This is a genomic window from Nostoc sp. DedSLP03, assembly GCF_034530815.1.
GTDB lineage: Bacteria > Cyanobacteriota > Cyanobacteriia > Cyanobacteriales > Nostocaceae > Nostoc.
On the sequence record NZ_JAVRCK010000050.1, the window covers coordinates 43,524 to 62,388 of the forward strand.

An 18,865-nucleotide genomic window follows, 5' to 3' on the forward strand; every position below is an offset into this window, starting at 1 on the left:
GTGGAGGTAATGTTTCTGTGAATGTCGAGCAATTAGTAGCTAACCTTACTAAACAGGGTGTGAAATTGTGGGTTGAAGGTGAGCAGTTGCGTGCTAATGCTCCAAAGGGTGTATTAACTCTAGAAACTCGTGATTTATTAGCTAAAAATAAAGCCGAACTTATTTTGTTACTGCAAGATAAAAATGCGGCCACTAATACAGATTTACCTCTTATCAAAGCCGATCGCACTCAGAACTTACCTCTATCTTTTGCCCAAGAACGACTCTGGTTATTAAACCAGTTGGAACCAGATAGCCCCTTCTACAACGAACAAACAGCTATAAAACTTCACGGTCAGTTGAACGTTGTGGCGCTAGAGCAAAGCTTCAACAAAATTATTGCTCGCCACGAAGTTTTACGTACCAACTTCCGCACCATCAACGAGCAGCCAGTCCAGGTAATTGCTGACAGCTTAACTTTAAGTGTGCCAGTAGTAGATTTAACAGAGTTACCTGAAAGTGAAAGAGCGATCGCTTGGCAAAAATTAGCCACAACTGAACTTGCTCAACCCTTTGACCTTGCTAGTTCTGCTTTAATCCGAGCTTGTGTGGTGAAATTCACAGAGCTAGAACACGCTTTTATACTAACAGTCCACCACATCATAGTGGATGGTTGGTCAACAGGCATATTAATGCGCGAGTTAGCAACCATCTATTCAGCCATCTGCAATAACTTGTCCCCCAAGCTACCTGAGTTACCAATTCAGTATGCCGACTTTGCGATTTGGCAAAGGCAGTGGTTGCAAAAAGAAGTGCTGCAAACGCAGCTTGACTACTGGAAGCAACAACTCAAAAATGCTCCTACCTTACTAGAATTACCCACAGACAGACCCAGACCAGCGATTCAAACTTACCGAGGCGCAGTCCAATATATAGAATTATCAAGCGAACTGAGTCAAGCGATCGCCAATTTCAGTAGGCAAGAGGGAGCCTCCCTATTCATGACGCTGTTCTGTGCTTATGTCACCTTGCTTTATCGCTATACAGGCTCCGATGACATTGTAGTGGGTACGCCAATTGCTAACCGCGATCACTTAGAACTTGAAGGGTTAATTGGCTTTTTTGTCAATACTTTAGTATTACGTACCGATTTGTCAGGCAACCCCAGTTTTGGGCAATTGCTCAGTCGAGTACGGCAAATGACATTGGAAGCTTATGCTCATCCAGACCTGCCCTTTGAGGAGTTGGTAAAAGCATTGCAGCCACAACGAAACCTCAGCCATACGCCACTGTTTCAGGTGATGTTTGTCCTCCAGAATGCACCCATATCTGAAGTCGAACTTGCTGGCTTAACTATCAGTTCTTTACCAGTAGAAAGCGCAACTGCCAAGTTTGATTTAACTTTATCATTGCAGAATACTGGCACTTCGACTACGCTCAGTACAAGCACTGGACTGGTGGGTATGTGGCAGTACAACGCTGATTTGTTTGATGCAGGAACAATCGAGCGAATGAGCGGGCATTTTGTAACGTTGCTGTCAGGAATTGTCGCTAATCCTCAAGAGCGAATTGCACAATTGCCTTTGCTGACAGCAGTTGAGCAGCAGCAGTTATTGGTTGATTGGAATAATACATGGCTGGACTATCCCTCAGATAAATGTATTCATCAGTTATTTGAAGAACAGGTAGAACGTACACCTGATGCTGTAGCGGTAGTGTTTGAAAATCAACAACTGACTTATCACCAGTTGAATTGTCGTGCTAATCAATTGGCGCATTACTTGTGTTCATTGGGTGTCAAACCAGATGTACTGGTGGGTATTTGTGTAGAGCGATCGCTAGAAATGGTGATAGGACTGTTGGGTATTCTCAAAGCAGGTGGGGCATACTTACCACTTGACAGTGAGTATCCGCCTGAGCGTTTAAACTTCATGCTAGAAGATGCTCAAGTTTCGCTACTGTTAACTCAGCAGCGACTAGTCGATCAACTTCCTCCAAATCAAGCAAAACAAGTCTTTTTAGATGAAGCTTGCTCACAAATTGCCCAAAACAATCAACATAACCTAACCACTGGAGTCAAAGCTTTTCATTTAGCTAATGTAATTTATACTTCAGGTTCTACAGGTAGACCCAAAGGTGTGATGGTTGAGCATAAGGGACTATGTAACTTAGCTCAAGCTCAGAAAACAACTTTTGGCTTGACTTGTTCTAGTCGCGTTCTCCAGTTTGCCTCCTTCAGTTTTGATGCTTCGATCTCAGAAATTTTGATGGCTCTGTTTTCAGGTGCAACGTTGTACCTGGGAAGCAAAGACTCTCTATTGCCAGGAGAACCATTAATTAAACAATTACGCAATTATTCGATTACCCATATCACACTACCACCATCGGCGTTAGCAGTTATGCCCGTGGAGGAACTGCCGACACTGCAAACAATAATTGTCGCTGGGGAAGCTTGTCCTGCTGAATTAATTAGGCAATGGTCTATTGGTAGAAACTTCTTTAACGCTTACGGGCCAACGGAAGCTAGTGTGTGTGCCACGATTGCAAAATGTAACAATAACAAGAAAATATCTATTGGTCAAGCGATCGCCAACACGCAACTCTACATCTTAGACGAAAATTTGCAACCCGTACCTGTGGGTGTACCAGGAGAGTTACACATTGGTGGTGTAGGACTAGCACGAGGCTACCTCAACCGCCCTGAGTTGACACAAGAGAAATTTATCTCTAACCCCTTTGGTTCTGGTCGTCTCTACAAAACTGGGGATTTAGCACGTTATTTACCGAATGGTGACATCGAATACTTAGGACGTATTGATAATCAAGTAAAAATCCGAGGCTTCCGCATTGAATCGGGAGAAATCGAAACAGCACTGAGCCAACATGGTGATGTACAGACTTGTTGTGTCATCGCCCGTGAAGATACCCCAGGAGAGAAGCGCCTAGTCGCATACATAGTGCCGTATCCACAGGTGACACCCACAATCAACCAACTGAGGCAATTTCTCAAAGCAAAACTCCCAGAGTATATGCTACCCCAGGCTTTTGTAGTGCTGGAGTCCCTGCCGCTAACTCCCAACGGTAAAGTAGACCGCCGCACCTTGCCAGCACCGGATTTACACAGCGAACAAAAAGACAAATACGTTGCCCCACGCACACCCATTGAGGAAATGCTGGCACAAATTTGGACACAAGTGCTGAAACTAAAGCAAGTGGGTATACATGATAACTTCTTTGAACTTGGGGGACACTCGTTATTAGCAACGCAATTGCTTTCACGTATCCGCAGCATTTTCAAAGTTGAACTACCATTGCGTGAGTTATTTGCAAAAGCAACAGTAGCCGAGTTGGCACAATTGATTGAGCAATTGCAACAACAAGACTTAGAATTTTCTACACCACCCATCTTACCAAGGACAAAAAATACACAACTACCACTGTCTTATGCTCAACAGCGTTTATGGTTTTTAGACCAGTTACAGTCTCTAGGTGGCACTTATAACATACCTCTAACTTTGCGTCTAGTCGGAACTCTTAATCAAGCAGCTTTAGAAAAAAGCTTACAAGAAATTATTTATCGCCACGAAGCATTACGTACTAACTTTATTACCGTTGATGGACAACCAATACAAATCATCAGGGAAGAGGCAGGGGGCAGGGGGCAGGGAGCAGGGAGCAAGAGGCTTCCTCTGAGCCAACTAACATCTATACCTTGGACAGTCTCAATTGTTGACTTGAAGCATTTATCCACACTTGTACTGAGCGAAGCCGAAGTAAGCGAAAAAGAAATTGTTTTGCAGCAATTAGTGCAAAAACAAGCTAATCAAGCTTTTAACTTAGCAAATGAACCATTGATCAGAGCAACGTTAGTTGTGCTATCCGAGACAGAACATGCTTTGTTAGTATTCATACATCACATTGTTTGTGATGGCTGGTCAATGGGTGTGTTTGTCCAGGAATTAGTAGCTCTGTACAATGCTTATTCTCAAGGTCAGTCGTCACCTTTAGCACTACTGCCGATTCAGTACGCAGATTTTGCAATTTGGCAGCGAAACTGGTTGCAAGGTGATGTATTGCAAAGTCAACTCTCGTATTGGCAACAACAACTAGCCGATGCACCAACTTTATTGTCGCTACCCACTGACCGACCTAGAGGAGCTGTACAAACTTACCAGGGCGCATATCAAGAGTTGACACTTTCAAAAGAGCTAAGTATTGCGCTCAAACAATTGAGTCAAAAAGAAAGTGTCACTTTGTTTATGACGCTGTTAGCAGCATTCCAAATATTGCTATGGCGCTATAGTGGGCAGGATGATATTTGCATCGGTACACCGATCGCTAACCGCAACCGTGCAGAAATTGAATCACTAATTGGCTTTTTTATCAATACTTTGGTGATGCGTACCCGCTTAGATGGGAATCCCAGTTTTAGGCAGCTATTATCACGGGTGCGAGAAGTAGCTTTGGGCGCATACACCCATCAAGATTTGCCTTTTGAAATGTTGGTGGAAGCGTTGCAGCCAGAACGAAATCTCAGCCATAACCCAATTTTTCAGGTATGGTTTAATTTACAGAATTTGGCAAACACCCAACTAGAACTTTTTGGGTTGTCTGTAGAACCTATATTAATGTCAGAAGCAGCTTCTAAGTTTGACTTAAGCTTGTATGTTGCAGAATACGAACAAGGAATAACTCTGCAACTACTATATAATGCTGACCTATTTACTTCAGAACGAATGGTGGAAATGGTGCAACAATTCCATCATTTGCTGAATCAAATTGTTGTTGATGCTGATAGTAACATTGCCTCTTATTCTCTTGTCACACCACAAGCCCGATTTTTACTACCAGATCCCACAACAGCCATACCACAACCAGAATACGAATTAGTTACAACAACGTTTACTTCTTGGGTAAATAGCGCCCCAGAACTTTCAGCAGTGCGTCAAGGATCTCGCACTTGGAACTATGGCGAATTAGGCAATAAATCTCAAGCTTTAGCTAAGGTGCTGCTGAGTCACGGAATTCAACGGGGAGATGTCGTAGCCGTATACGGGACATCAAGTTTTGGATTGATTGCCAGTGCGATCGCTGTACTCTTGAGTGGAGGGGTGATACTTACTATAGATCCGCAACTTCCTAGCGATCGCCAACGGCTAATGCTTCAGGAAGCTAAAGCTAAATGCATACTGTACATCAATAGTCAATACCCAGAAGACCAAATATGGCAGTCTTTAACTGTTATCTGTATAAATCCAGACACAGCAGAAGCCATAAATTCTTTAGAAAGCAGTCATACAATACCCTTGCCGGAAATATCTGCTAATGATGCAGCCTATATCTTCTTTACTTCTGGTACTACTGGCGTTCCTAAAGGAGTGTTGGGGTGTCATAAAGGGATGGCGCATTTTCTCAATTGGCAAAGGCAAACCTTTGGAATTAATCAAAAAGACCGCATTGCCCAATTAACAGGACTTTCCTTTGATGTCGTCCTCAGAGATATTTTCTTACCTTTGACCAGTGGTGCAACCTTGTGTCTGCCAGCACCAGAGGATAAGTTAGAACCAACGAAAATTTTGGGTTACTTGGAACGCGAACAGATTTCTGTTCTGCACACAGTTCCTTCCTTAGCACAATTATGGTTAGCTAATGTTCCCTCGCAATCTCTGCATAACTTACGCTGCTTATTCTTAGCTGGAGAACCTTTGAAGGAGACACTTGTACTGCAATGGCGAGATGCTTTCCCTCAACCAGGTGAAATCGTTAATCTGTATGGGCCGACAGAGACAACTTTGGCGAAATGTTATTACCAAGTACCTAGTAAACCCACACCAGGGGTACAGCCAGTAGGGCGGACACTTCCAGAAACTCAAGCACTAGTTTTGAGTGCAAATGGTCAACTGTGTGGTATTGGGGAATCAGGCGAGATTGTTTTGCGGACACCATTTCGCAGTTTGGGCTACATTAACGCCCTAGAAGAAATGCGCTCTCGGTTTGTTAAAAACCATTTTCGCAATGATGACCAAGATTTGCTGTATTATACAGGCGATCGCGGTCGCTATCTTCCAGATGGCTCTCTAGAAATTCTCGGTCGCCAAGATTATCAAGTCAAGATTCGCGGCATACGCATTGAACTTGGAGAAATTGAGACAGTATTAGCACAACATCCATTTGTACATCAGACTGTAGTAATTGCCCATGAAGAACGCTTAGTGGCTTACATCATTCCCAATCAGGATTCAACACCTACCATTAGTGAAATCCGCAGCTTCCTCTCCACTAAGCTACCACAGTATATGATGCCTTCTAGTTTTGTCTTCCTAGATAGCTTGCCCCTGACACCCAACGGCAAGGTAGACCGCCGTGCTTTGCCAACACCTTCTAATATTAATAACCTAGATACATTTGTCGAACCCCGCAACCAATTAGAACTGCAACTGGTGCAAGTCTGGTCAAAGATTTTGAAAGTTGACAAGGTGGGAGTACAAGATAACTTTTTTGACTTAGGTGGTCATTCTCTTTTAGCCCCCTACTTAATGGCTCAAATTAAGCAGCAGTTTAGTAAAGATGTGAGTTTAACAAGCCTTTTCCAAAACCCAACTATTGAACAGTTAGCGACAATTTTGCAAATAGACTCGGATTATTCAAATTCGTCTTGTCTAGTACCAATTCAGCCAAACGGTTCAAAGTTACCTTTCTTCTGCATTCCCGGCGCTGGGGGCGAACCTTTCTACTTGTATCACTTAGGGCGTTATTTAGGAGATGAGCAACCATTATACAGTTTTCAAGCAAACAATCTAGATGTAGAGCCAGCCACCCGAATTAAGGATATGGCTAGCCATTATATCCAAGCAATGCAAGCCGTTCAGCCGCAAGGGCCATACTTTTTAGGAGGGCATTCTTTAGGAAGTATAGTAGCTTTTGAAATGGCGACTCAGTTGCTCGATCGGGGACATGAGGTTGCTTTAGTCGTCATACTTGATATGTCAGCACCAACCTCTAAAGACAAACAAGCACGTATTGAGCGTCTTGATTGGGATCATGCTCGGTGGTTGATTGAGTCGATCAAAGCAGTAGAAGTTTCTCTATCAACGAACATAGATATTTCTTATGATACGCTGCGATCGCTATCTGAAGAGGAGCAACTAAAATACGTTTTACAGCATTTAAAAATGGTGAATATGCTGCCTCCTAATGCTGAAATTACGCAGCTGAAAAACATGGTGCAAGCTTTAAAAGCAAACTCTTTATCTCCGATCAATTATGTACCACAACAAATTTATCCCGGCCGAATTACGCTTATACGTGCCAGCGAGATTCCCCCGGAACGGCTGACTAGCAAGTTTTCTGAAATTTCCCAAGATTCCACCTGGGGCTGGAGTGAGTATTCTTGCGAACCAGTAGATATCCATTTTGTTCCAGGCAATCATATCACGATGATGGCTGAACCCCATGTCCAAGTCTTAGCCGAACAATTGAAAAATTGCATTCAGCAAGCCTTGCGTAGGCAAGGGGGCAGGGGGCAGGGAGCATGGGGAATTTGAATATGAATTGAGATTTATAACTCATGTAGAGACGCGATTCATCGCGTCTGAAAGACCAATTTTCTACGCCAATAACCTTTAACTGAACCGGATTGATTTTTCACCAAAACTTGAAACTTAAATGTAAGGAACTATATTATGACTGCTGCTTCTAATCAGATCAAATCGACACTCTGGGAAAACAAACAAGAGTATCCCTTAACTACAGAAAATTTAAAAATGCTCCTCGAACACCGAATTCCTCTGATTCGGTTGAAAGAATTTGCCACACCCGAAGAGTGTGAGATGTTATATGCTCAATCTCAATCCCTCGTCTTTAACGCTTATGAAGATGTCACTCCCAAAATTGAAAAAGTTGGCATCACTGTGTTTGAATACAACAGCATTAGTAAAGGAAATTATTTTAAAGAAGTAGAACGGGCAACTAAATTAAGAGATTCCATTACAGCAGCTTCCTTCAATCCATTAGAGCGCATCATAGAAAAATTCCAAGAGTGTGGCGCGAAGGTGCGAATTGCTTCTGAACCAGATTACGGTAGCTATTATGCAGGATTGATTAGAAAGATAGAGCATGGTACTCAAATTCATATTGATTTTGCGCCAATAGAGCAATCTGAATGGGAAGTTTGTACAATTACCGCTCAACTTTCTTGGACTTTGTATTTGAAATTATCTGACAACAATCATGGTAAAACTTGTATTTACGATCGCTGTTGGCAACCAAGCGATGAGCAATATAAACTCGATTCCTACGGATATAGCGATACAGTCATTGCTGATGCAGATGCGATCGCTTTCCAACCTTACGTAGGAGATGTATTGCTTTTCAATACAACCAACTTTCACTATGTTGAGCCGATGCATGGACAGCGTGTAGCTTTCACTTCCATGATTGGCTTACTTCCTAACGGTGAAATTATTTTCTGGTCTTAAATCAGTGAGGTAATGATTCATGCCCAAAGCAGCTGTAATGACTGCGCCTAACCACTCAGTTACAATCCAACAATTACCAGACCCTATTCTAGAAAAGGGTGGAATCATTATTGAAACCATATATAGTGAAGTATGTGGCACTGATGTACATTTACTCCGTGGACATTTAGAAGGAGTACCCTATCCAATTATCCCCGGTCACTTTTCAGTCGGTCGTGTGGTGGAAACAGGCGGACAGGTTAATGATGTCAATGGTAAATTGATTCAGCCTGGAGCGATCGCTACTTTTCTCGATGTCCACGAAACTTGTTACAACTGCTGGTATTGTCTAGTAGCTAAAGCATCCACTCGCTGTCCCCAACGTAAAGTTTATGGTGTTACTTATTCAGCCAAAGATGGATTACTGGGTGGTTGGTCTGAATTGATTTACCTCAAACCAGGGGTGAAAGTTCTCACTTTACCTGAAGAAGTCTCACCAAAGCAATTCATTGCTGGGGGATGTGCTTTACCAACTGCACTACACGCTATCGATCGAGCGCAAATTCAAATTGGTGATATTGTCGTGGTACAGGGTTGCGGGCCTGTAGGTTTGAGTGCGGCAATTCTGGCTTTACTCTCAGGTGCAGGTAAAGTAATTGTCATTGATAAGTTTGAGAGTCGATTAGTAGTTGCTAAATCCTTCGGTATAGATGAAACCCTTGTAATTAATGCTAACGACCCACAACAACATATTGAGCGGGTTTTGGAATTGACCCACGGACATGGTGCTGATGTCACTATTGAAGCCACAGGCATTCCCATTGCTGTCAAAGAGGGTTTGAATATGACGAGAAATGGAGGTCGTTATGTGGTTGTGGGGCATTACACAAACACGGGTGAGATTCTCATCAATCCTCACCTAGAAATTAATCTCAAACATATTGATATTCGCGGAACTTGGGGAATTGATTTCAGCCATTTTTACAGAATGATTGAATTATTAAAACGTCATAGCGATTCCAGAAAAAATATTGCTTGGGAGAGCATAATTAGTCGTTCATACAAATTAAAAGAAATTAATCAAGCTCTGGCGGATGTAGAACAAGGCTCTGTATTAAAAGCTGTAATTCAACCTAATTTATATTGATACCAACAACATATAAAATAAGGAGAAAGATATGCTCAAAGATTTAAAATTTGCCTTGATCGGCGGTGGTACGATGGGCGAAATGATAATTAGTAGATTGTTATCGACAAAAACTATTCAACAACCCGATTTAGTTATAGTCAGTGACCCACTTTCTACACGATGCCTGCATTTAGAAAAGGAATATGGAGTACGTACTACAACCTCCAATATAGAAGCTATACAAGGCGTATCGATTGTGATATTGGCGGTGAAGCCGCAGGTTTTAACCTCTGTTATGGCTATGCTGAAGGATAAAATTTCACCTGATGCTTTAGTAATTAGTATCGTCGGTGGAGTAGGTATTGCATCTCTGTGCGAAGGGTTGAATCATCCTGCTGTTGTGCGTACAATGCCGAATATTGCTGTACAAGTTGGTCATGGGACTACGGTGTGGAGCGCATCACCAAGTGTAACAGAAATACAGCGATCGCATACCCAAGTCATTTTACAAGCATTAGGCAAAGAATTTACTACCCAAAATGAACATTATCTGGATATGGCAACGGCGTTAAGTAGCGCCGGCACTGGGTTTATATTTCTGTACATCGAAGCGATGATTGATGCTGGGGTACAGATGGGTTTAACTCGCGCACAAGCCCAAGAACTCACATTGCATACGATTGCTGGCAGTGTAGAACTGATGTTTCAGACTGATGAACATCCAGCAGTCTTACGCAACAAGGTAACAAGTCCTGGAGGAGTGACTGCTGCTGGTCTTTACGAGTTAGAAAAAGGTGGGATGCGAACTGTCATCTCTAATGCAGTGCTTACTGCTTTGAGCCGCACTCAACAGTTAGGCAATATGATTTGAATAAGTAGTGGTGAATGGTAATTCTTGATTCGGTAATTATTACTGATTATTCAACACTAAAAACTATGAAATATAATTTTCAGAAATTCCAGTTTATTTATCAAATATGTCAACCCAAGTTATTCAAGCTAAACCCGCAACAAATTTTTTTACAGACTTTATTCGATTTTGGGAAAATGTAAAAGCGATCGCTGGCCCTTATTGGTATCCAAACAAGCCAGGAGAAAGAGCTTTTTCAGACGTTATCCGTGCCTGGGCAATGCTGATTCTCCTAATATTTCTCATCTTTACTCTTGTAGGTGTAACTACTTTTAATAGTTTTATTCATCGCTATTTAATCGATGTTATTATTCAAGAGAAAGATGCTTCTAAATTTACTTATACTATAGCTTTTTATGCTGTTGGACTTGTCTTAATAACGCTTTTAGTAGGACTAACTAAATTTGTCAGAAAGCAAATTTCTCTTGATTGGTATCAATGGCTCAATAATTATGTTTTAACTAAATATTTAAACAAACGTGCTTATTATAAAATTAATTTTCAATCAGATATTGATAATCCAGATCAACGTTTATCTCAAGAAATTGAACCAGTTACTGGTAATGCCCTCAGTTTTTCAGCTACTTTTCTAGAACAAGTACTGCAAATGATAACTTTTTTAATAGTTGTCTGGACAATTTCGCAACAGATAGCTATTGCACTAATTATCTATACAATTGTAGGCAACTTTATTGCTATTTACTTAAATCAAGAATTAATTAAAATTAATCAGGCAGAACTTGAGGCTAAAGCTGATTATAGTTATTCTCTAACTCATGTTCGCAATCACGCTGAGTCGATAGCTTTTTTTCGAGGAGAAGAACAAGAACTAAATATAGTTCAACGCCGATTTAGTATTTTGATCAAAGATATTAAACGAAAGATTGATTGGGAAAGAAGTAAGGAAATTTTTAACAGAGGATATCGGGCTGTTATCGAACTGATCGCACTCGTAGTACTTGCACCTTTATATATTAAAGGTGAAATTGATTTCGGACAAGTTGGACAAGCTACTACAGCTTGCTATATGTTTGCTGGTGCTTTAGAAGAATTAATTCGAGAATTTAGTGTTTCTGGGCGATTTTCTAGTTATGTTGAGCGTTTATCTGAGTTTTCAGATGCCTTAGAAGAAGTAACTAAACAACCCGAAAATGTCAGTACTATTAAAACAATAGAAGAGAAGCAATTTGCTTTTGAGCATGTCACATTACAAACACCTAACTATGAACAAGTGATAGTCGAAGACTTGTCATTAAACGTTCAGTCTGGAGAAGGTTTATTAATTGTCGGGCCAAGTGGTCGAGGTAAAAGTTCTTTATTGAGAGCGATCGCAGGTTTGTGGAATGCGGGAACTGGCCGTCTGGTGCGTCCTCCGCTAGAAGAAGTCTTATTCTTACCCCAACGTCCTTACATTATTTTGGGAACTTTGCGCGAACAATTACTTTATCCTAATACAAATCGTCAGATGACAGATGCAGAACTCAAAGACGTTTTGCAACAAGTAAACCTGCAAAACTTGCTCAGTCGAGTTGAAGGCTTTGATACTGAAGTTCCTTGGGAAAACATATTATCTTTGGGAGAACAACAACGTTTGGCATTTGCTCGACTATTAGTTACTCATCCTAGCTTCACTATCTTAGATGAGGCAACGAGTGCTTTAGATTTAAGAAATGAAGGGAGTTTATATCAACAGCTACAAGAGACAAAAACAACATTTATTAGTGTTGGACATCGAGAAAGTCTATTTAATTATCATCAATGGGTTTTAGAACTATCACAAGATTCCAGTTGGCAACTTGTGACTGTGCAAGATTATCGACTGCAAAAAGCAAGAGAAATTGTCAATAATACTTCTGAAAAGGCTGAAGTTGCAATAGATGTTTTACCTAATAATGAATCACAAGACTTAGAAATCAGTACAAGCGAAAGGTTTTCTCATAAAGAAATGAATGCATTAACGAACTATTCGGTTTCCACTATTAGAAGTAAGGCAAGTAAAGGGGAGTCTATCACTACTAGGGATGGCTTAACCTATCGCTATGACAAAGATCCCAAAGTGTTGAAATGGGTGAGAGTTTAACGAAGTCCAAAAAATAAGTTATTTAATTGATAGGCTTCACTAAGACTTTTTCTCCCCCTGCTTATAGTGTGGGGAGAAGGCGACACTCTCTTTTTTGGCTGATGGCGATCGCACCTACAGAATGTGGGTTTGACAGCTTAAAGACAAAATAAAAAACTAACTTTGATTTTATCTTTATTTCCATCATTTTCTGTTTTGGCAACAACTTAATTTATCAAAAATTATGAGTGAAAAAGTTAACATGCTAAGAGCAACAAAGTGGCAAACCTTAAATGACTGTGAAATGAATCAGCAAAATTTCCAAGCATTGCTGAGAAATGAAATTCCATCAATTCGCATTTCTAAATTTGCTTCATCTGAAGAATGTCACAAATTAGCTTTGGCAATTGAAAAAGTTGGGTTTAATTTTTATAAAAATGTGGAACCACCAATAGGAAGAATTGGAATAACCCAATTTGAATACATAAAAAGGGATAAGAGGGGATATTTTGATGCGGTTGAAAAAGCTAACAAAACTTATAATCAGGTAACTTCCTTATCTTTTGACCCACTAAAACGTTTGGCAACAATTCTCCGGCAGAATGTCTCTAGTCAAGTACAAATTGCTTACGAAAATGAAGCCTATGGATATTACTTCGCTGGATTAATACGTCAGATTAATGTTGCTTTGCTACACATAGACTTTGCAGGGTTAGATGCTCCAAATTGGGTAATAGGAAATATTACCTCGCAGCTAGTATGGAATCTCTATATCAAAGCGCCTAGCCAAGGAGGTGTTTGCAAAGTCTATAACCGACAGTGGCAGCCTGAAGATGAAAAATATAAAACTCCTGGTTCCTATGGCTACGATCGCTCCTTAATAGCTACCTCAGAAGTAAAACATAATATTCCACTCACAGGAGATTTGGTCATTTTCAACAGCCGTAATTTTCATGAAGTCTTACCAGGCATTGGAGAACGTATAACAATTAACTCTTTTATTGGAAAAATGCCAGGAGGTGATTTAGTTTTTTGGTCGTAAAGACAAATTAGAACTTATAATATCATGTCCGGCTAATTATACCAATTTGAAAAATGATTGCGACAGATGGAAAACTGAAACATTTATCCAATGGATGTTTCACAATCCAAAATCTAAAATCGTTCGACTGAGCGTAGCCGAAGTCTAAAATCCAAAATGGTATTAGTTATGATTCCTTTCAGTGTGTGCCAGTAAGTATGCTTTGGGGTTTTTGGCTTGAAATGATGTGTGAGCGATCGCTGGGGCTGAGATCGGGTGTACGCTGTGGGTTACAGGGTTTACACGAGGACTCAGCCTTCATAGGGAGCATCATCGCTTCGTTAGCATAATAAAAAGGATAAATGAACAGTAAAAATAAATCCAGTAACTTTTATGAGTCAAACACAATCGGAACTAAAGCTACTGACCTTCGATGAATTTATCGAATGGTATCCAGAAAACTCAGAAGTACGTTATGAATTACATGATGGGGTGATTGTGGAGATGCCAAAGCCTAAAGGGGGGCATTCTGATTTAGCTGGTTTTTTGATTGAAGAATTACTGATAGCAATTAGAGAGATGGGTAAACGCGGTATCTGGACTATACCAAAAGAATCCATTATTAAACCATACCGAGACAAATCAGGGTACGAACCAGATATTATTGTTTTAAATCAAGAAACTATCGATACTGAAACGCGCTGGAAGAAAGAATCAGTTATCCATAATGCTAGTTCGGTCAAACTAATAGTTGAAGTAGTGTCAACCAACTGGCAGGATGATTACTACGATAAGCTTCGTGACTATGAAGCTATGGGTATACCTGAATATTGGATTGTGGATTATGCAGCGTTAGGTGGACGTATATTTATTGGTAGTCCCAAAGTTCCGACTATTTTTGTCTGTGAACTTATTGATGATGAATATCAAATGACACCCTTTAGAGGAACAAACCTTATAGTGTCTCCTACTTTTCGTCAGTTCAATCTAACCGCGCAACAAATTTTTGACTCGGTGATGTGAACTTTTTGAACTCCAAAAAATTGTCAATGCCAGATTTTTAACAGTTTCGTATTAGTGAAAACTAGTTCAAATATTATAACGAAACATTAAGATGGTTAGACAAATTAACAAGAATCGAAAAACCTGATTTCTCTTTAGGTAAAAATTTGATTTAACCTCTAATATGATGTCCGGGCAATCAACCATAATAAAGAAGAAGGGTGTAGTACTAGTAGTTCGCCAAGGAAACGCAAGCAAGGTAAAGGGTAACGGGTAAAGGGACTCATGTTTTAATTCCTTCCCCTTTCCTCTTTTCCCTTTTCCCAGTCCAAACATAGCAATTTTGGGTTGGCAGACTACTAGAGCGATCGCTAATTCCTACATGTACGTGACAACCAAATATGACTAGCTCACGGGTGAGTTGTTGATAATCTTCCATCAACGTTTGATAACGTTCTTTGGGTGTAATCTGCTGTTGATCCCAGTCTGAAAACGGGTGTGTATCGGCGGCGGCAATTTGCTTACCATTTTTGGCAGCCGCCGTAATCACTTCGTGTCGTAAATGAACAAGCTCTAAGCGCACATCTGCAAGTGTTCTACAGATGGGTGTACCAATTTTCTATCTGCGATCGCTGGGCTTCTGGCTGTACCTCGACGCCAAGGGCTTTCTGGGCTTTTGGCAGAACGTGTTCCACACTGACTGGCGTTTGAATAAATGGGTTTAATACCCCCTAAACATAGAAAATTTAGCGGTCTATAATTAGTGGCGGGTCTGAATCCCCCATTTTCTTGTTTTAATTCCTGTACATGGATAGCGGGGCGTTTAGCCCATTCTGGCTTCTGGATTCTTCTAAAAATTTTTCTTTTGTAATAGGTATGACTAGCCTGAATTTCGGACATTAAGACAGCATTACGCGATATGAGACATTAGCTTTGGTACATATTAAAGCTTCAGATTAAGATATAAAATATGTTGTGTCAAATAACAAGTTTTAAACGGTAGAAGAATATGGAAAACAATAAAGAATACCATATGTCCTCAGATGAATTTCGTCATTGGGGATATAAAACTATTGATTGGATAGCTAATTATTTAGAAACAGTAGAGCAAATGCCTGTTTTATCTCAATTAGAACCTGGAGACATTAGAGCCAAACTACCAGAAACAGCCCCAGTAAAAGGAGAATCTTTTGCAGATATTTTACAAGATTTAGATAAAATCATCGTACCAGGATTGACTAATTGGCAGTCTCCAAACTTTTTTGCTTTTTTTCCTACAGGTATTTCTGCACCATCAATTTTAGGAGAATTAGTCAGTGCAGGACTTGGAATTCAAGGAATGTTATGGGCAACTTCTCCAGCTTGTACCGAGTTAGAAACTCATGTTCTAGACTGGTTAATAGATATGTTGAAACTTCCGTCGCAGTTTAAATCTTCGACCACAGGAGGAGGAGTAATTCAAGACTCAGCCAGTAGTGCTTCTTTAGTAGCTTTGATAGCAGCTAGAGAACAGTTAAAAGCAGATATTAATCAACTAGTTGTGTACACTTCTACTCAAGCACACTCGTCAATTGAGAAAGCTGTCAGAGTAGCGGGAATTAAGCGAGAAAATTTTCATTTAATTGAGGTTGATGCTAATTATAGAATGTGTCCAAAATTACTAAAACAGCAAATTATTACAGATATTAAATCTGGGTTAATCCCTTTTTATATTGCTGCTACTGTGGGGACAACCTCATCTCATGCCATAGATCCATTAACAGAAATAGGTGCGATCGCTCAAGTACATAACATTTGGCTCCATGTTGATGGCGCAATGAGTGGTACAGCAGCTATATGTCCTGAATATCAGTGGATTCATCAAGGATTAGAACTAGCAGACAGCTATTGTTTTAATCCTCATAAATGGATGCTAACTAATTTTGATTGTACCTGTTTTTATGTCAAAGATCGAGCTAAACTAATTCATGCACTATCTATCATGCCTGAATTTCTCAAAAATCAAGCTAGCACGTCTGGTAAAGTTATTGACTATCGAGATTGGCAGATTTCTTTAGGACGTAGATTTAGAAGTCTCAAACTGTGGTTTGTAATTCGGCACTATGGTATAGAAGGCTTACAGTATTATATTCGTAAGCATATTGCCTTAGCACAAGAATTTGCTGAATGTGTAAAATCTCATCCTCGTTTTGAGCTAGTTGTGAATCCTCCATTAAATTTGGTATGTTTTCGCCATAAATTGGGTGATGCAATTAACGAAAAAATTATTAACACTATCAACTCTTCAGGTAAAACCTATCTCACTTCCACCAAGCTAGAGCAAAAATTAACTTTAAGAATGTCAATTGGACAAGCAACCACAGATAAAATACACGTAAAACAGGCTTGGCAATTAATTTATCAAACTGCTGAAGAAATAGAAAATAATTAACTCAATAGGGCGCGTCTATTATCAATTAAGCAAACTTATTCGAGTAATATTAATTCTATGCAGCTTCACATAGAATTGGTATTACATACATAAAATAATTTGCCAGAAGTCTATTAACTAGAAAATTATGAATAATAAGCGTTTACTGACGCTGATTTTGGCACTATTAGTAATTGCTATTTCTTGGTGGAGAGTAATGACGGTACAGGTGTCTCTGACAGTAAAAGAAATGGTCTGTGATGGTGTGCCGCTATTATACATAGTGTCAGAGAATGCAAAAAATGTACCTGGTGTTTTAATAGCACATGGGTATGCAGGTTCTAAGCAGTTAATGCTTGGGTACGCCTACACGTTAGCACATGCAGGTTATGCAGTGATGTTGTGGGACTTTGATAGTCATGCAGCTAATACTAAACCGTTGGGAAAAAATTCACTTCAGCAAAATCTTGATGTTGCTTATGAAGCACTTATAAAACAACCAGAAGTAGATAAATTGCGTTTAGCTACTTTAGGGCACTCAATGGGTAGCGGTGCAGTAATGTCTGCTGCTATCAATAATGTCAATCGTTATGCGGCAACCGTAGCTATTTCTCCTACAAGTGCTTCAGTTACACCAAAAGCTCCCCCTAATCTGCAATTGCAAGCAGGAAGCTGGGAAGGCAGATTTATTGCCAATGCAAAGCGGTTACTTAAAACCGCAGGTGGAGAAAATAAAAATTTATTTCGGGGCAAGGGAAGAGAACTAGTAATTATTCCTAATGCAGAACATATTACAATTTTGTTCCGTAATCAAAGCCACCTTGCTGCTAGAAATTGGCTTGATGCTACTTTTGGAAGCCAGCGTCAAAGCAACTATGTTGATTATCGAATGATTTGGTACGTTTTACATTTATTAGCGTGGTTAGTAATACTAGGAGCAATTGCTCCGGTTTTAAGTACTTCTTTTCTCCCTAGTAAGGTAGAACAGCTAAAAAGCTGGGCAGGTTTGTTAATAGCGCCTTTGATCGCAAGTGGTACGCTTTTAGTAGGTAATCGACTCGGTGATATTGATAACTTAGGTGGAGTTTTAGTAGGCACAGCAGTAAGTATTTGGTTTGGTGCAGCAGGATTAACTTGGCTTGTGATTATGTCACGAATGCAACGACCTACAGTTAGAGGTTTAGGAATCAGCATTATTCTATTCATAGTGTTATGGATTGGTTTCGGAGCGATGGCTCAAGTAGTGTGGTTACAGTGGTGGCTAACTGGGATACGTTTGCAATTGTTTCCTATACTTGCACTTATTAGTTTTCCTTGGTTTTTAGCATCAGGTATAGCTCAACAAAATCTTTTGTTTGGAAAACGTCTTTTGTGGTGGCTAGGACAAAGTACAGCCTTAATCGGAGGTTTTATTTTAGTACTTTACTTGCTACCAAATCTGGGGTTTATTTATCTTTTACTGCCCTTGTTCCCCATACTTGTGGCTATTTTTTCATTTACTTCTAGTTTACTTAATGAATATTGGAGCTATGCCATCGGTAATGCCTTATTCTTTGGATGGATGTTAGCAGCAACTTTTCCTTTAGCAAGCTGAAACTCCGATCAATTTTACTCTCAACCCCAGCCATGAGATCCATCAGCATAGCCCACAGTCCCAGCCATTGAAGATGCGATTGCTCTGTACGTTTTAAGTAAAAACTGTTGCCGCTTAATTGGTTTTGACTGTATTGCTATCTGTACCAATTCATTCACCCCTAAATTCAACGGCAGACTTTGGCAAAGCTAGTCACAAGGAGCAAATAAGCGCAGTGCGATCGCTTCTTCAATTGATCGTCGTTTCTCTATAGCCCACATTCCGCAGGTGCGATCGCAAATGCTGTATTTTTAGAAATGACCTAA

11 protein-coding genes are annotated in these 18,865 nt (G+C 40.1%); 9 read left to right on the forward strand and 2 right to left on the reverse strand.

Going from position 1 to position 18,865, the window contains the following annotated elements; all coding sequences use genetic code 11:
* The first annotated feature begins 17 nt into the window (after positions 1 to 17).
* The 7 genes from RM368_RS22720 to RM368_RS22750 all read left to right on the forward strand — a co-directional run bounded on the left by RM368_RS22720 (position 18) and on the right by RM368_RS22750 (position 14,577).
* Positions 18 to 7,523, forward strand: a complete 7,506-nt coding sequence (locus RM368_RS22720) for a non-ribosomal peptide synthetase (protein ID WP_322696131.1) — start codon at positions 18 to 20, stop codon at positions 7,521 to 7,523.
* 138 nt (positions 7,524 to 7,661) lie between these two features.
* Positions 7,662 to 8,456, forward strand: a complete 795-nt coding sequence (locus RM368_RS22725; protein WP_322696132.1) for a hypothetical protein — start codon at positions 7,662 to 7,664, stop codon at positions 8,454 to 8,456.
* A gap of 19 nt (positions 8,457 to 8,475) precedes the next feature.
* Positions 8,476 to 9,582: a zinc-binding dehydrogenase gene (locus RM368_RS22730; RefSeq protein ID WP_322696133.1), complete on the forward strand. Its 1,107-nt coding sequence runs from the start codon at positions 8,476 to 8,478 to the stop codon at positions 9,580 to 9,582.
* Between the two features lie 31 nt (positions 9,583 to 9,613).
* On the forward strand, positions 9,614 to 10,435 hold the full coding sequence (proC, locus tag RM368_RS22735) for a pyrroline-5-carboxylate reductase (protein ID WP_322696134.1): 822 nt from the start codon (positions 9,614 to 9,616) through the stop codon (positions 10,433 to 10,435).
* 106 nt (positions 10,436 to 10,541) lie between these two features.
* On the forward strand, positions 10,542 to 12,554 hold the full coding sequence (locus RM368_RS22740; RefSeq protein ID WP_322696135.1) for an ABC transporter ATP-binding protein/permease: 2,013 nt from the start codon (positions 10,542 to 10,544) through the stop codon (positions 12,552 to 12,554).
* 241 nt (positions 12,555 to 12,795) lie between these two features.
* Positions 12,796 to 13,575 (forward strand): hypothetical protein, encoded by a 780-nt coding sequence (locus RM368_RS22745; RefSeq protein ID WP_322696136.1) that lies wholly within the window; start codon positions 12,796 to 12,798, stop codon positions 13,573 to 13,575.
* A gap of 372 nt (positions 13,576 to 13,947) precedes the next feature.
* Complete coding sequence (locus RM368_RS22750; RefSeq protein ID WP_322696137.1) at positions 13,948 to 14,577, forward strand: Uma2 family endonuclease; 630 nt, start codon at positions 13,948 to 13,950, stop codon at positions 14,575 to 14,577.
* 262 nt (positions 14,578 to 14,839) lie between these two features.
* On the opposite strand, the gene RM368_RS22755 is transcribed toward RM368_RS22750, so the two are convergent.
* Both RM368_RS22755 and RM368_RS22760 read right to left on the reverse strand, forming a co-directional pair.
* Positions 14,840 to 15,139, reverse strand: coding sequence for a glutamate-cysteine ligase family protein (locus RM368_RS22755; protein WP_322696138.1), 300 nt, complete (start codon positions 15,137 to 15,139; stop codon positions 14,840 to 14,842).
* Entirely contained in the window at positions 15,130 to 15,456 is a 327-nt protein-coding gene (locus RM368_RS22760) for a hypothetical protein (RefSeq protein WP_322696139.1), read from the reverse strand. The genes RM368_RS22755 and RM368_RS22760 overlap by 10 nt, the downstream gene beginning before the upstream one ends.
* A 109-nt stretch (positions 15,457 to 15,565) precedes the next feature.
* Here RM368_RS22760 and RM368_RS22765 point away from each other — a divergent pair, with 109 nt between their 5' ends.
* Positions 15,566 to 16,987, forward strand: a complete 1,422-nt coding sequence (locus RM368_RS22765; protein ID WP_322696140.1) for a pyridoxal-dependent decarboxylase — start codon at positions 15,566 to 15,568, stop codon at positions 16,985 to 16,987.
* 127 nt (positions 16,988 to 17,114) lie between these two features.
* Positions 17,115 to 18,560: an alpha/beta hydrolase family protein gene (locus RM368_RS22770; RefSeq protein ID WP_322696141.1), complete on the forward strand. Its 1,446-nt coding sequence runs from the start codon at positions 17,115 to 17,117 to the stop codon at positions 18,558 to 18,560.
* Positions 18,561 to 18,865: the final 305 nt, after the last annotated feature.